The organism is Bernardetia sp., from assembly GCF_020630935.1.
GTDB lineage: Bacteria > Bacteroidota > Bacteroidia > Cytophagales > Bernardetiaceae > Bernardetia.
In genome coordinates this window covers 63134-78550 of record NZ_JAHDIG010000012.1, presented here as the reverse complement: position 1 = coordinate 78550, position 15417 = coordinate 63134, and the positions used below count along the sequence as shown (strand labels likewise).

Here is a 15417-nt window from a genome sequence, read left to right as displayed (position 1 = left end):
CCCAAATGTCTCTTGCTACACTAGAAACATGGTGTTTTCTCCACTGGTCTTCATAGCCTTTACGGTCCTCATAAACGAGTTTGTTTCCTGCTTTATTAAGATTTCCGTTTTGAGTAACTTCTGTAATGACCATTTCTGGACGAGAACTTCCATCTACTGCCACTTTGTAAAGCTGCTCAAACATTCCAGAAGGAAAAGCTGCATCTTTTTGTGAAGGCATACGATAAGAATTGAAATACAAAAACTTTCCATCTGGAGAGAAGGCAACAGGTTTATCACCAGCAGAATGAAAAGTAAGACGCTTTGGCTCGCTGCCTTCTGCATTCATTACAAAAATATCGTGGTTTCCGAAACGGTCGGAAGCAAAAGCAATCATATTTCCGTTTGGCGACCAAACAGGCATAACGTCGTAGGCTTCGTGCAAAGTAAGAAGAGAAGCACGCCCACCACTGGCAGCTACTTTGTAAATATCACCTTTATAACAAAAAGCAATATCATTACCATTAGGAGAAATTGCTGAATAACGCATCCAAAGAGGATTGTCGTTTTCTATAGTTGTTTGTGTGTTGTTTTGTGCCAAAACAGGATAAGCAAACAGCAATGCAAAAGCTGCCAAAATCCATTTTGACGGTTTGGTAAGTAGATTCATTTTATAAAGTATAATTGATTAATTAATAATGGACAATGAAATAAGCCATATTTCATTTGCTTTTCATAATCCTTAGTATAAAAATAGTAAGTAACAAATATACTTTCAGACTTACAAAAATAGACTTTCGTATGATTGGAATTAACTTTTTTTAGTGTGATTTTACTTCAGTATCCAGTTTATCAAGTCATCTTTATCTACTATTGACCAGCTATGAGGGTGTCTATCTCCATTAGCTCTATAGCCTTTATTCTGTGTTGGGATATACTCTACATCAGAAAAACCACTGTTCTTTAGCTCTTTAGATAGATTTTTTATCAAATAAGCATTAGTTTGGTCGTAATCTGCCATTCTATTTTCTTTCCACCAAACAGTATCTGGCTCTGTGTACATTCTTATTTTGGTAGATTTTAGATTTTCAATATTATTTATGTTTTTAGTTTTAAGAGTGAATACAGAATGTTTTTCATAATTGCTAAGGTCTTCATTCGGATTTCCAAACCTTTCTCCAAGTGTACTGATAATCCAATTACTTTCTTGAACAGAAGTTTCTGAAAAATTGCGTTTGATGTTTTTTTCTGAACTAAAATACAGTTCTGCTAAATCGATAGGAGAATCAACAATAAAAATTCTTTTAGGTGTCAGTTTTTTATTTTCTGTTAGATAGTTTCCCAGTAATAGAGCTACATCCCCACCACTTGAGAAGCCTCCTAAATATACATTGTTGGTAGGTAACTCATTTTTTATAAAAATCTCTTGCATCTGATTGGAAAGCTCTTGCAACTCATTTTCTTCAAACCATAATTTTTGACTATAATTAGAATACAGAACAGCGATTTGCTTTTGTCTAGCTTTTTCTAAAATTTTGAATTCTCTTTTTATGTCTTTAGCTTTTTCTGGATAACCTCCAAACAAGACTAAAACAGCTTTTGGAGGTGTAACATTTGGTTTTTCTAATTCATAATCATCTGTAATCACTTGCTCATAAGTGACTGTCTCTACTTTATTTTTTTCTTTTTGGGTGTTTTGTTGGCAAGAAAAAATTGAAATTAGGATGGTTACGATGAAATATTTTTTCATAGTTTATTAAGGTTATTTTGTTTTTTTATTGGCTGAAATTATGTCTATTTTTTATTCTTCATCGTTTTCAATTAGGTTTTTTGGAGTAGTAGACTAATTTTTACTTGTTGATTCTCTTTCTTTAAAAAATTTATGAACAACAACTTTTTTTTTTTAAAAACTAATATTAAGTCAAAATAACCGAGTTCTGTCTCTTTACAAAACTCGGTTATTTTTTTAAGTGAACTTAACTTGGAAATATATTTTAATCTTGGGTACTGACCTTGATTAAAAATAGGTCAGTTTTCATATCATATATAGATATCTAAGAACTTGTTTAAGAATGGTTTTCTAGCTCAAGATTCCATCTTGTGCTTACCGTTTCGTCAGCATATGCTGACAAAAAAGTGCGTCCAAGCAGAATGCTTGAACGAGAAATAATAAATAAAATTTACTCTACACTTCATTCAAGCTACTTTTTTCCATTGGCTTCGCCGACTTTCAGGTCTTAAACAACTTCTAAATTTACTAAAATTTAAGTTTCAATCCTACTAAGAAATTACGCCCAGCTTGTGGATAGAAATAATTCTGACGAATAGTTTCTCCTCCATAAATATAACCAAACGTATAGCCATTGCTTTCATATTCTTCACTCAAAATATTATTGACAAGTAAGTTGAGTTCTATATTTTTGAAAAACTTATAAGAGAAGTTATAAACAAGCTGCAAATCATTGACAAAATAAGCATCTAGTTTTCTGGTGTCTGTGCTAGTGTTGTCTAAAAACTGCTCACCTACATATTTGGAAAGTAAGTTAATGGAAAAACCATCAGCAGGACGAAAAGAAAATGTATTTGCAGCAATCACAGAAGGCGAAAAAGCAATATCTGTTTCTCCATAATTGATTTCTAGTTGTCCTCCATTGTCATAATCATCTAAATATTCTGTAAAATCACTGATTTTATTTTGGTTAAAGGTAGCATTTGCTGACCAAGAGAATTTCTTACTAAACTGATAGTCTGCCACAACCTCAACACCTGTACGATAACTTTTATCTACATTTTGGCGAGTATAAGAACCTACATCATTTACCTGTCCTGTCAGAATAAGCTGGTCAGTATAATTCATTAGATAATAATTTGCAGACAAAGAGAGTTTGTCAAAACGACCATTCCAACCCAATTCTATATTATCCAAACGTTCTGCTTTTGGGCGAGTAGAAGGTGTAGATTCTGTAAAGTCATCACGATTTGGCTCACGATTCGCTCTTGCCCAAGACCCATAAAAACGATGATTGTCTAACTTGTAGGTCAAACCAAATTTAGGATTGAAAAATGATAAGTTTGCGCTTTGTTTCACATTGCTCAAATTGTTGTCGAAACCTAAAAAGTCGTAATTGATAGTTCGTATTTGAAGGTCTGCAAAAGCAAAAAGGTTTTCAATGACCTGATAGTTTACCTTTCCAAAAAGATTAAAATCTGTTTTGGTAGCATCATTTTCATAATATCTGTCTCTAATTGAACTTTGTGAAGCATATTCTGCCCAAATAATTTCGCCAAAATGTGCTCCTTCATAAATATTATACCCACCTCCAACGATAGCTGTCAAGACAGGTTCGTTGCCTTTTGTAGCATCACTTTCATAGTTGATATTAAAAACAGTTCCATAAAAATCATTGTCTAACCAACGACGGCGAATAAGGTCTGTAGTATTAATTATCGTAGAATCATTAATTACAATTTCTTCTAATCCATAATCAGAAAAATCTTCATCTGACTTGAACTGTTCGAAATATCCCTTTCCTTTTGTATAATGCAAAGCTATGTTTGCTGTAAAATTATCGTTGATTTTTTGGTCAAAAATAAGTTGGTAATGGTCTTGTCCGTAATTATCTATTTCGTTATCATAACCTGCCAATTCGTTGTAAGTTCGGTTTCCTTCTTCTAAAATCTCTTGAGGAACACCATTCCACGCTTGAAAAGTCTGTTCTCTTCCTCCAAAAATATTGAGTTTGATGTTTGTTCCTTTTTCGTTTTGATAGACTCCTGAAACAAAAAATGATTTCAAATCTGAAAATGCCTTATCAATAAAACCATCAGAAGTAATTTTTGAAAGACGACCAGAAAATTTAATTCTATCTTTCAGAAGTCCAGTATTGAACTGTACATTATGACGAAATGTATTGAATGAACCAAAAGAATTACCAATCTCTGCACCTGCTTCATCGCTAGGCTCGTTAGTAGAAATATTGACAGTAGCACCAAAAGCACCTGCACCATTTACAGACGTTCCAACACCACGCTGAATCTGAACTGAACTTGCCGAACTAGCAAAATCTGGCATATTTACCCAAAAAACACCTTGTGATTCGGCATCATTCAATGGAATACCATTAATTGTTACATTAGTTCTTGTTGCATCACTTCCACGTACACGCATTCCTGTATAGCCTACACCAGCACCAGCATCTGAAGTACTGACTACTGAAGGTGTATATTGTAATAAAATAGGTAAATCTTGTCCTAAGTTGCGTTTTTCAATAGCTTCCTTATTAAGTTCTGTTAGTGTAACAGGATACTCTCTATACGATTGAATAACAATTTCTGAAAGTGTTTTTCCGTCTGGTAATTTAACAGCTAAAGTCGTATCTGCCCAAACTCTAAAACTAGATTGGTAAGTCTCGTATCCAATGTATGAAATAGTAAGTGTGTAGTTTTGAGATGGAATAGAGGCAAAGCTAAATTTTCCTTGTGTATTCGTTACTGTTCCCTTAGTGAGATTTGTATTAGTTTCATCAACTTGACTACTTTTTAATACTACAGTCGCACCAATGAGTATTTCTCCATTTTTGTCCTTTACAATTCCAGAAACTGATGGCTTAAAATCACTTTGAGCAAATGAAGTTGATAAGGTAAATAGAAAGAATAAGAGAAATGAGAAAATATTTTTCATAATTTCCGTTTTGTTTTAGTTTGTTTTTGGTTGAAAAGTGTAAAACGGAAAGGGGCAGAGTAAGAAAATCTACCAACACCCTAAGAGTTTTAGAAACTCTTAGGGTGTAAAATATTGAAGGAGCGAATCCCTACGCTTGTATTAGCAAGTTCAGGTTCATCTACAAAATTTTGTATTTAGGGTATAATCTCAGCTTTTGGCTTGTTGAAGCCTCTAGCACCCCTTTCGCACTGCAAAGGTAGATGTTTTTTTGATTTTGGCAAACTAACAGGGTTGCTTTCACAGAACAAGAGCGAAACCCTGCCTTATTCACTCACAAATTATTTTTGTCCTTTTTTTATGCAAAATTTTGTTTTCTAATAAATAAGGTTTATCATTGTGAAGTAAGTCAAGCGAAATTGACTTTTAAAAATATTCAGATTTGTAAACCATCTATTCAAAAAAAGATGAGCCTTAATATTTTCTCTTTTAACTTTTATTATTTCTACTTTTTTAGCCCTCTAGTCAGGACGAAGAAGCAGACTAAAAGTTGATTGCCAAAATTTTAAGTAACAACTCTAACCCTACAAACTTCTAAACCCTGACTTGAAAAAGTTAGGGTTTTTTTTATGCAAAAAAATAACCCTATTAAAAACTAAGACTATGAAAACCATCGCAATTCAAGGAAAACTCTTTTCATTTCATCATTTGGCAGCACAAAAACAATTTGGAGGGAAAAATAATTGGCTTCATTGTCAGAATTTTGACCAGCTCTTAGATGCTGTAGCTACAAAAAAAGTAAATACAGGAATTATTGCTGTTGAAAACTCACTTGTTGGAAATGTAGCAGATAATTATGAAAGAATTGATACAATGAATTTGAAAATTATTGGGGAAATAAATTTACCTATTCAGCTTCATTTAGCTGCCAAAAGAGGAACGCAGATTTCAGATTTAAGCATTGCTTATTCACACCCTGTGGCTCTTGCAGAATGCAGTAATTTCCTCTCTAAAAATAAAATGATTGTTCCAACCAACTTTAGTGATACGGCTGGAGCAATTCGTTGGGTGGCAGAACAGCAGAAAATGAATCAACATTTGGATGCTGCTGCTATTGGAGGAATTGAAGCAATAAATCATTATGGACTACAAGCTATTCAAAAAAATATCCACGACCATCATAACAACACAACAAAATTTTTAGCCATTACACTATAAGGAATGATAAATTATTAATGGTAAATGATAAATAAATGCAACTAAGTAAATGCACACCTGCAAAAACAGTGAAGCTAATTAAAAATAGATAATAGTATAACCTATTGATTTTTAGTTATTTATAAAAATCAACAACATAAACTAAATTTATTTCAACTATGAATATGAATGCTACTCAAAAAATCCCAGTTGCTAAATCAGTATCAGATACTTGCTTAGAACAATGTCGTCAGCAGATAGACCAAATTGATACAGAGCTTATCAAAATAATAGCTCAAAGAATGGAAATTGTCAAAAAAATAGGGGAACACAAACGAAAGAATAAAATACAAACTGTTCAGCCCAACCGATGGCAGGCTATATTAGATTCTCGTCAAAAGATAGCAGAAGAACTAGAATTGCCATCTGATTTGGTCTTAGATATTTTTGAGGTTATTCATCAGATGGCAATTCAAACACAGTCTAAATAAACAATTACGAATGAAATGAAATAAGCACTCTCATTCGATTCGTAATCCGTAATTAAATTATTGTTGTGCCTGTGGAGCTTGAGCAAAAACTCGTTTCATAAGCTCGGTAGAGCGAGCTGAAATATTTGTTCGGATATTGTCCTCTTCTTGTGCTACCAACTTAAAAAGTCCTTCAATCGCTTTGTCTGTGGCGTAGTCATCTAAATCTGGATTTACATTTTTTACAAATGGAATTTGATTGTATTTACTTACTAGGTCACTGTAATAACGAGTAGCATTTACTTTTTCCAAGTTTCTAGCTACAATAGGTTTAAATTTGGCTTTAAGTTGGTCAGTTGTAGTTTTCATCAGATATTGAGTCGCTGCATCTCTGTCTCCTTTTAAGATTCCATACGCATCTTGAATGGACATAGAGGTAATGGCAGATTTGAAAATGGGAGCAGCTTCTTTGGCTGCTTCTTCTGCTCCACGATTCAGCGTTTTGACAAATCTATCTACTTCTGAACCTAATCCCAAGTCACGCAATTTGTTGGCTACTTTTTCAGCATCTTCTGGAAAAGGAATCTTGATGAGTGAATTGTTGAAATAACCTCCGTCTTTGGAGGCTAACCCTGTTCCTTTCACTACTCCCTGTACTAGAGCATCTTTTAAGGCTTTCGAAATTTCCTCTTTCGTGAGTGGCACACCTCCAATACTTCCCAAAACTCCAGCTATTTGTTGTGTAGTACAGCTTGTAGAAAAACCTACCATACCAATCAAGAGAAATAAAAATAAAATACGAGTGGTTCTGCTTATTTTTTTCATAAAAATTAGATTAAAAAATTACGTAGTAATTGAATTTATAAAATTAAAGTTGGCATTTTTTGAGCCAAAAAACTAAAAGTACAATTATAAAAGTATAGAAATTATGATAAGGTTTGGATTACTCTACTTTTTTAAATCTTAAATTATCAGAAGTAATGCTATTACTTGCAAGTTGATTAAGTCTTTGTTACCTTAGCAAATCATTGAAGATTTACGTTTAAAAAGTCGTGAATTTTTAAAAAGAAACAATACATAACCATATTATTTATCATTTTTTAGAGATTTTCTATGAGTGCCACTTCTTCTACAAACAAAAAGCAAGCTGCCATTACAGGTGTTTTTGGCTATGTTCCTGATTATGTCCTTACCAATCAAGAACTTGAAACAATGGTAGATACCAACGATGAATGGATAAAAACACGTACAGGAATAGAAGAAAGACGCATTTTGAAAGAAGAAGGAGTAGGAACTTCTTTCATGGCAACTAAAGCTGTAAAAGGTCTTTTAGAAAAAACAAATACAAAGCCAGAGGAAATTGATTTTCTTATTTGTGCGACAGCTACTCCAGATATGCAATTTCCAGCTACAGGAAATGTTATTGCTCATCAATCAGGCTTAAATTGTTTGAGTTATGACCTAATGGCAGCTTGTTCAGGCTTTTTGTATGGTTTAGTTACAGGAAGTCAGTTCATAGAAACAGGAAAATATAAAAAAATTATAGTAGTAGGAGCAGATAAAATGTCTTCTATCATAAACTACGAAGATCGTCAGACTTGCGTTTTATTTGGAGACGGTGCTGGCGCAGTTCTTTTAGAGGCTAATGAAGAAGGAAATGGTGTAATAGATTCTATCTTAAGAACAGATGGTGCTGGCGCAACCGAACTTTATATGAAAGCAGGAGGAAGCCGTTATCCTGCTACGCCAGAAACAGTTGCTAATAAAGAACATTATGTAACACAAAACGGTGCAGTAGTCTTCAAACATGCTGTTAAAAATATGGCTGACACATCTGCTGAACTTGCTGAAAAACACGGACTCACAGGAGATACAATTGATTTTTTAGTTCCCCATCAAGCTAATTTGAGAATTATAGATGCTACAGCAAAACGTCTTGGGTTAGATTCAGAAAAAGTATTGGTAAATATTGCAAAGTATGGCAATACTACTTGTGCTACTATTCCTCTTTGTTTGAGAGATTTTGAAGACAAATTTAAAAAAGGAGATAATCTTGTTTTGGCAGCCTTCGGAGGTGGCTTCACGTGGGGAGCAGTATATTTGAAATGGGCGTATTAAAACCCATCTGTGTCTTGTAGCTCAAACGTCTTGCCTTTAAGAGAAAGAACAAAGAAATTTTCTTTAGATAGTATTGAACTTGTAGAATGTTTACCCCAAAATATGGTTGCTGAATGTAATTTATAAGCAACCTAATCTTACAGCAATATTTGTAAGCTCATTCTAAATTCAGTAATCTGAAATCTACAATCAAAAATATAAACTTGTATAATTTTGACTAAAAATCCAACTATAAAAAATATCCCTTCTTATAAAAATATGACAGATTCAAATGTAAATTTTGACTTGCTTAAAAAAATGTGTGGAGTATTTGCCCCATCAGGCAATGAAGCTCCTATGAAAGAGTTTATTCTGAATTACGTCAAAGAAAATCAAGAAAATTGGAAAATACAGCCCCAAATTATAGAAGGAGAAGATTTTCAAGATTGTGTCATGCTTGTTTTTGGAAATCCTAGAACAGCTGCTTTTGCACATCTGGATTCTATTGGCTTTATGGCTCGTTATGATAATCACTTAGTAAGAGTTGGGTCTCCAAAATATGAAGATGGTTATAAGCTGGTAGGAAAAGACTCGCAAGGAGAAATTGAAGGAACATTAAAAGTAAAATATGGAAAAGAAGAGGATGATAAAAAGAAGAAAAAAAATAAAAAATCTAAGAAGAAAAAACGAGGAGCAAGGCAGCACAGAAAGCCATTAGGTGAAGTAAAACTACAACTAGAGTTTGACAGAACTGTGGATAGAGGAACTGAATTTGTTTTCAAACAAGATTTTAGAGAAACAGATGAATATGTTCAGTCTTGCTACTTAGATGACCGTTTGGGCTGTTGGAATCTACTCAAAACAGCTGAAACATTAGAAGATGGAATACTTGTTTTTTCTTGTTATGAGGAAATTGGAGGAGGAACTATGCCATTTTTATTAAAATGGATATGGGAAAACTATAGAATCAAACAATGTCTCATTTCTGATATTACTTGGATTACAGAAGGTGTAAAACACGGAGAAGGTGTTGCTATTTCAATGCGTGATAGAAATATCCCAAGAAGAAGCTTTCTAAATAAAATCATTGATTTAGTAAAAGAATCTGGAGTAAAATATCAGCTAGAAGTAGAAAATGATGGAGGAAGTGATGCAAAAGAAATACAATCTTCTGCTTATCCTATGGATTGGTGTTTTATTGGTGCAGCCGAAGCAGGTGTCCATTCTCCTAATGAAAAAGTGCATAAAGATGATATACAGGCAATGACAGATGTGTATGCTTATCTGATGAAAAATCTTTAAAAGCATAATTATAAACGAACTGTAAAACTTTTATTGTTTTTATATCGTTTGTTTTTTCTAGTCGTGCTACCAACCATTAAACCACTCAACATCTATATATGCACAATACCAACAGAAATAGTAATTCAAATCACCGTAGAGTAAAAGACGAATTAGAAAAATATCAAGACGATAAAATGAATCAAGGAAATAAAACGTATTTGGGAAAATATAATGTATTTGGCGACGGCTATTTTAGTGAAGATTATTATATACTCAATCGTCATGACCAAAAACTAATAGATTTTGGAGTACGTGATTATTTCGAAAATAACCAACTTGTTTCACTCAATCAATTTCTTAAACTTTTAGAAGAAAACAATTATACACCTGTTTCTATTTATCGTCGTAATACGACTTTTAATAGAAAAGAGAGTCGTTATTCAATAGATTGGTATTTGCTTTTAAGCGATGAGTCTATTATCATAAATATAAATTACGATGCCGTAAAAAAGTTAGACGATGTTATATTTAGATTTGACATGATAACTGCCACAGAAGACACATCTACTGAAAGACTAGAACTTTTGTTTGAGCTTGCTGCAAAGTGTATTGTAGAAACAAAAGATGATGAGAAAAGATATATCAACATTGTAGGAAGTACGCCAAGAACTGGACTTACACTTCGTAAACATCAAATCAAACCTCCTACCATTCCAAATTTAGATTTGTATTATGGGGAGAAGTTTACAGAAAAACACGAAACGCTAGTAAAGGAAATCAACGAAAAAAACAACTCTGGTTTATTTATTTTTCACGGTGTTACAGGAAGTGGGAAGACCAATTATATTCGCTATCTGATAAGTAAGGCAAAGCCAGAGATAGAATTTATTTTTTATCCGATTACGCTTCTAAGAGAAATTACAAGTCCAGATTTAATAACATTTTTATCTGATTATCAAGATGCTGTTCTGATAATTGAAGAATCGGAAGATTCTGTACAAGCTCGTGATTTGTTTAATACTGATAAGAGTTCGATTGCCAATCTTTTAAACGTTTCGGATGGACTTCTTTCAGATGTTTTGAATCTTAAAATTATCTGTACGTTTAATACAGACATCAAGAATTTGGATAAGGCTCTTCTTCGTGAAGGTCGTCTGTTGGGGATTCATCGTTTTGAAGCTCTTCCAGCTAAAAATGCCAATGAAATAGCAAAACTAAATAATATCGACAGAGAGTTTAAAGAACCTGCTACTTTAGCTCAAATCTATAATATTCCTTTGAATGAAGATTTTTCTGATTTTTCAATTCGTCAGAAAAAAATTGGTTTTGGAAAATAAACAGTAACCGTAAACAACGTTTTTTAAACCTCGTTTACGGTTCCCTCTGAGAGTTTTTCTCACTCTAAAGAGTGAGCTACATTTTAAGGACAAGCCACAATTCTCTGTGCCATTCTAAAAAGCCCAACATCTAAAACAAGATTTGATTTTTGAGCCGCTTCAATGTTGAGTTCAAAACGATACGGCTTGTTATCAACTGTTACAAAGTTGATAATTCCACATTGTTCCACAAAGTTTTTCAGATTATCTCCAATGGTAAGAGTTGGGTATCTTCTAAAGTAATCTAAAATATCACTTAGTTTGTCTTGTTCAGACTTACTAATATAAATCACTTGACAACCCCACAAATCCGAAGCATTTTTTTTCCTTCGAACACGCAAACCACGTCCGTTAATTTTGTAATGCACCAAAAAAGATTCCAGTTCGTCCCCAAAAGGGTCATCTCCCAAAATGCCAATCTGTATCATTTCCTTTGGACTTTTAAAAGCCTCTGGTGGAAACTTAGTGTGTTCAATAAAATGAACCATTAGCGCAATTTTCATTTGTGTAGGCGAATATTGAGCTTTAGAAGGTATTGCTATAAAACCAACAAAAACAGCCAAAAATGAAACAAATAAAATTTTGGAAAGCAGAGGTGTTCTATATGTTTTCTTAGAAAGTAATAGTTTAAGCATCAAGTAAACGTAAAATATTTTATAATGACTTATTGACTAATAAGCCCAAAAACTACAAAAAATGAAGATTAATACTAAAATTATACAATTATACTTCAATCTTATCGCAATCTAAACTATAAACGCTTATCGTACAAATAAAATATATAGATTGCTAAATTCTTTTGTTTTTATATAAAACAATCCAAATAACAAGCCATAAAAAAAAGAGAAGAATCAGAATATTTCTTCCCTTCTTTCATATATACTTATTTATCTCCGACTATCTTTTATTCGGATTGTTGCTCTCTACTGGAACTTCTATATTTTCTATTAGATATTGGTCTTTATTTTCTTCTGTGATGGGGTCAAAGTCTTCTAAACTGACAAGGATTCCTAATAATCCCATTTTCTTTTCTAAGTTTTTGTTGTACACATTGGCGTGTTCGTAGCTATAAAAAGGACCTAAAAGAAGTCTGTAAAGCATTTTTCCATCTATTTCTACAAAAGTTACCAAAATATTGTCGTGCCAGTGAAGCTCTAATTCAGAAACATTATTTACAAGATTTTGATAATTTTCAAAAACACCTAACTGAATACCTATTGTTTTTTCTTCTACTCCATACGGACGAACACTAAAATGATACACGTTCTGTATTTCGCCTTCGGTCTGTAATTTGAGGGAAAGAGTAGGGTCAGCAGCCTTCGCAAAGGCAGAAACACGGTCTTCTGGAGAGCCTGTTTTTTGTTCGTGTAGCTTCAAACGAGCAATCATTTGCTTAGGAGATTGATAAGATGTAATTCTATCTACTAACTTTCCTTGTGGTGTAAAGACCAATATTTGAGGAAAACTCTTTACTTCGTATCTTTTCACAACAGCATCAGCATACAACGAAGGAGCTTGGAGTTTTTGTGCTAAATAACGTTTAGAAACATACGTTTGAACGTATTTATTAGCAAAAGTAGTAGAATCTAGCTTGTTTTTGTTAGAATGAAGATATACAAAATACGGTTTGTTTTTTGTTTTTCCTTCTTCTTGGAGCTGTACGAAAGAACCTTCAAAATAAGGCATTTTGTTAGCTTGGGTAGTTTCTGAAATTACCATAGCTTTGTTTTGCGCTTTAAGCATAGTTGAAGAAAAAAGCATTAAAAAAACAAAACTAAATAAGTTGAAAAAGAATTTGGTGTACATCATAAAAAATAATATTGAGGTGAAAAAATTTCTTTAAACAAAAATAAAGATATAAATAAAATAAACACTGAAAAAATAAACTAAGGTTAAAATTCATTTTAAGTGTTCAAAATTTATTACTTTCAAAGTCGTTATCCTTATGAACTTGCAAAGTATTAAAAGTGTTTGCGCCCAAGAAACTAAAACAAATTAATAAGTAGCTATGAGTAATTATTATGATTTATTAGGTATTGCCAAAACAGCAACACTCCAACAAATAAAATCAGCATATAAAAAACAGGCTTTAAAATATCATCCAGACCGAAATGCAGCTAATCCACAAGAAGCCAAACTAGCAGAAGAACGTTTTAAACTCATCAATGAAGCCTACCAAGTTCTTTCTGACCCTGTCAAGAAATCAAGATATGATAATCAATTAGAGTTCGAACACGCCAGAAGACAGGAATATTATAAGCAGTACACCTCTACTGGTTATTCTCAATCAAATCAATCTTCTTATGGGCAAACCAATCAAAATTATCAAAGTAAACAAAGGCGAGATACCAAAAAACAACCTACTTTTGTATTTGGAAAAACTGAGATGTATATCGTTTTGGGTTTCGCTGTAATGACAGTTTTTGCCTATTTCTTGATGAATATTATGTCAAGTATTGCCTATTCTAGTTATATGACAGAAGCAAAAGAAGCCATAGAAGCAAAAGATTTTGTTACTGCTGTAAAGGCACTGGATGAAGCAGACGGACAAAAGGAAAAAGATGCAGAGGTAAATTACTTACTAGGAATTATAGAAGCAGACTATAAACAAGACTATGCAGATGCCATAGAATGTTTTGAAAAGGCTATCAAATATGCAGATTTAGAAGAAAAGCAACAGAGAGCGAAATACTACATAAAAAAAGGAGATACGTATTTACTTATGAACGAATACTATAAAGCTGTACAAGAGTATAAAAATGCTGGTTCGGTAGGGGAATATGACCAAATAACTATAATGAAAATTGCAGAACTTTATTTATACAAATTGAAAGATTATGACAAAGCCAGCTTATATTTTGACAAGGTAATAGATAAAGAACCAACACTCATAGACCCTTACATTGGCAAGGCTGCTGCCAAACTACAAGCAAAAGATTATGCAGCAATGGAAAAAACTTTGAACAAAGCAATAGAAATTGATTCAGAAAATCCTTTTTTATGGTATTATAAAGGGTTTTATTTTTGGGGAAAGCCAACAAAAAAAAATCAAGACAAAACAAAAGACAAAGAAAACGCCTGTGAGAGTTGGAAAATTGCTGCTCGCTATGGAAGTGAGGAAGCTCAAAAGCCTTTGGGAGAATATTGTAATTAAAATTTTAAAAAAAATGAAAATATACACACTATTTATCGCCTTTCTATTGATTTTACAGAGTTGTATTAGTACAATGACTGATAATTCTATCAATATAGATAAGCCTGAAAATCAGATAAATTATCAAGTAAAAGAAGGTAAAACAATAAGTTTCAAGACCAGTGTTCATGGTTCTGTTGGAATGGATGCAGAGTATGAAATTAAGAATAAGGATATTTTAGAATTTGAAAACAGCAAAATTATCTATGATGACCCAGGGTTTCAAGGAACAGGAGGCGATTCGGGTAAGAAAAAGTTTGTTTTCAAAGGTATTAAAAAAGGAACAACGACAATCATCATTAAAAAAATATATAGAGGAGACCTTCAAGAAGAAATTGTTTTAAAAATTTAAGTAATATGAACACAGAAAAATATTTGCAACGGATAAATTATAAACATCCGATTACAATAGACCTAAAAACTCTAAATGCTCTACAAGAAGCTCATCTAAATGCTGTACCTTTTGAGAACCTAGACATTCATTATAAAAGAGACATAAAACTACACCTTAATTCTATTTTTGATAAAGTAGTTATAAAAAACAGAGGTGGTTTTTGTTATGAACTCAACGGACTTTTCTTTCAATTACTGACACTATTAGGGTTTGATGCTAAAATGATTTCTGCTAGAGTTTATAAAGGAAGTGGTAATGCCAATAGTTTAGATAGTTATGGTAATGAATACGACCATTTAGCCATTATAGTAAAACTAAAAAATGAGGATTTTCTTGTAGATGTTGGCTTTGGAAAATTTTCTTTACATACTTTGCCTATTAAAATTGATGAGTTGCATAAAGACCAAACAGGAAACTTTATTTTTGATACATTAAATGCAGATTATCTTAGAGTAAATGAAATTGTCAGTGATAAGCCTGTTCCTCAATATATTTTTACTAAACAGGAACGAATTTTAGAAGAGTTTGAAGATATGTGTTTGTTTCACCAAACAAGTTCTGAATCTCACTTTACAAAGAAAAAAGTGATTTCTATGTTTAAAAAAACAGGTAGAATAACTCTAACAGATAACCAGTTAAAGATTACCAAAGACAGGATAACATCAGATATTAATATCAATGTAAATAATAAGCGATTTGAAGAATTGTTACTTGAATGGTTTTCTATTAGGTTATAAAGAAAATAGTATCTTGTATAAATTTTTAAA

At 32.6% G+C, this 15417-nt stretch carries 13 protein-coding genes, 1 pseudogene and 1 riboswitch; of the genes and pseudogenes, 8 read left to right on the top strand and 6 right to left on the bottom strand.

All coding sequences use genetic code 11. From position 1 onward, the window contains the following. The 3 genes and pseudogenes from QZ659_RS05425 to QZ659_RS05415 all read right to left on the bottom strand — a co-directional run. Window positions 1–649 (bottom strand): annotated as a pseudogene (locus tag QZ659_RS05425) (peptidase S41); the annotation flags it as partial. A gap of 162 nt (window positions 650–811) precedes the next feature. Continuing rightward, window positions 812–1729, bottom strand: a complete 918-nt coding sequence (locus QZ659_RS05420) for a hypothetical protein (RefSeq protein WP_291723058.1) — start codon at window positions 1727–1729, stop codon at window positions 812–814. Window positions 1730–2236: 507 nt separating this feature from the next. After that, window positions 2237–4660 carry a TonB-dependent receptor gene (locus QZ659_RS05415; RefSeq protein ID WP_291723055.1) on the bottom strand — a complete coding sequence of 808 codons (2424 nt, stop codon included), beginning with the start codon at window positions 4658–4660 and terminating at the stop codon, window positions 2237–2239. A gap of 110 nt (window positions 4661–4770) precedes the next feature. After that, window positions 4771–4894, bottom strand: a riboswitch (TPP riboswitch). 408 nt (window positions 4895–5302) lie between these two features. Between QZ659_RS05415 and QZ659_RS05410 the strand changes: the two genes are divergently transcribed. Both QZ659_RS05410 and QZ659_RS05405 read left to right on the top strand, forming a co-directional pair. Continuing rightward, the gene (locus QZ659_RS05410; RefSeq protein WP_291723052.1) at window positions 5303–5857 is read left to right on the top strand and encodes a prephenate dehydratase domain-containing protein; all 555 of its coding nucleotides are present in this window, start codon (window positions 5303–5305) and stop codon (window positions 5855–5857) included. Between the two features lie 158 nt (window positions 5858–6015). Further along, window positions 6016–6327 carry a chorismate mutase gene (locus tag QZ659_RS05405; protein WP_291723049.1) on the top strand — a complete coding sequence of 104 codons (312 nt, stop codon included), beginning with the start codon at window positions 6016–6018 and terminating at the stop codon, window positions 6325–6327. 57 nt (window positions 6328–6384) lie between these two features. On the opposite strand, the gene QZ659_RS05400 is transcribed toward QZ659_RS05405, so the two are convergent. After that, window positions 6385–7131, bottom strand: a complete 747-nt coding sequence (locus QZ659_RS05400) for a DUF4197 domain-containing protein (RefSeq protein ID WP_291723045.1) — start codon at window positions 7129–7131, stop codon at window positions 6385–6387. Window positions 7132–7419: 288 nt separating this feature from the next. On the opposite strand from QZ659_RS05400, the gene QZ659_RS05395 reads away from it, so the two are divergent. The 3 genes from QZ659_RS05395 (at window position 7420) to QZ659_RS05385 (ending at window position 11024) form a co-directional block, all read left to right on the top strand. Continuing rightward, the gene (locus QZ659_RS05395; protein ID WP_291723042.1) at window positions 7420–8424 is read left to right on the top strand and encodes a beta-ketoacyl-ACP synthase III; all 1005 of its coding nucleotides are present in this window, start codon (window positions 7420–7422) and stop codon (window positions 8422–8424) included. A 258-nt stretch (window positions 8425–8682) separates the two neighbouring features. Then, window positions 8683–9705 carry a M20/M25/M40 family metallo-hydrolase gene (locus QZ659_RS05390; protein ID WP_291723039.1) on the top strand — a complete coding sequence of 341 codons (1023 nt, stop codon included), beginning with the start codon at window positions 8683–8685 and terminating at the stop codon, window positions 9703–9705. A 98-nt stretch (window positions 9706–9803) separates the two neighbouring features. Continuing rightward, window positions 9804–11024 carry an AAA family ATPase gene (locus QZ659_RS05385; RefSeq protein WP_291723036.1) on the top strand — a complete coding sequence of 407 codons (1221 nt, stop codon included), beginning with the start codon at window positions 9804–9806 and terminating at the stop codon, window positions 11022–11024. 83 nt (window positions 11025–11107) lie between these two features. On the opposite strand, the gene QZ659_RS05380 is transcribed toward QZ659_RS05385, so the two are convergent. Beyond that, window positions 11108–11698, bottom strand: coding sequence for a YfiR family protein (locus tag QZ659_RS05380; protein WP_291723033.1), 591 nt, complete (start codon window positions 11696–11698; stop codon window positions 11108–11110). 262 nt (window positions 11699–11960) lie between these two features. Next, window positions 11961–12806: a hypothetical protein gene (locus tag QZ659_RS05375; protein WP_291723030.1), complete on the bottom strand. Its 846-nt coding sequence runs from the start codon at window positions 12804–12806 to the stop codon at window positions 11961–11963. A 265-nt stretch (window positions 12807–13071) separates the two neighbouring features. Here QZ659_RS05375 and QZ659_RS05370 point away from each other — a divergent pair, with 265 nt between their 5' ends. From QZ659_RS05370 to QZ659_RS05360, 3 genes are read left to right on the top strand one after another with little or no spacing between them, the layout of a single operon-like run. Continuing rightward, entirely contained in the window at window positions 13072–14217 is a 1146-nt protein-coding gene (locus QZ659_RS05370; RefSeq protein WP_291723026.1) for a tetratricopeptide repeat protein, read from the top strand. Window positions 14218–14230: 13 nt separating this feature from the next. Continuing rightward, window positions 14231–14608, top strand: coding sequence for a hypothetical protein (locus QZ659_RS05365; RefSeq protein WP_291723023.1), 378 nt, complete (start codon window positions 14231–14233; stop codon window positions 14606–14608). 5 nt (window positions 14609–14613) lie between these two features. Further along, complete coding sequence (locus tag QZ659_RS05360; protein ID WP_291723020.1) at window positions 14614–15387, top strand: arylamine N-acetyltransferase family protein; 774 nt, start codon at window positions 14614–14616, stop codon at window positions 15385–15387. The last annotated feature ends 30 nt before the right edge of the window (window positions 15388–15417 follow it).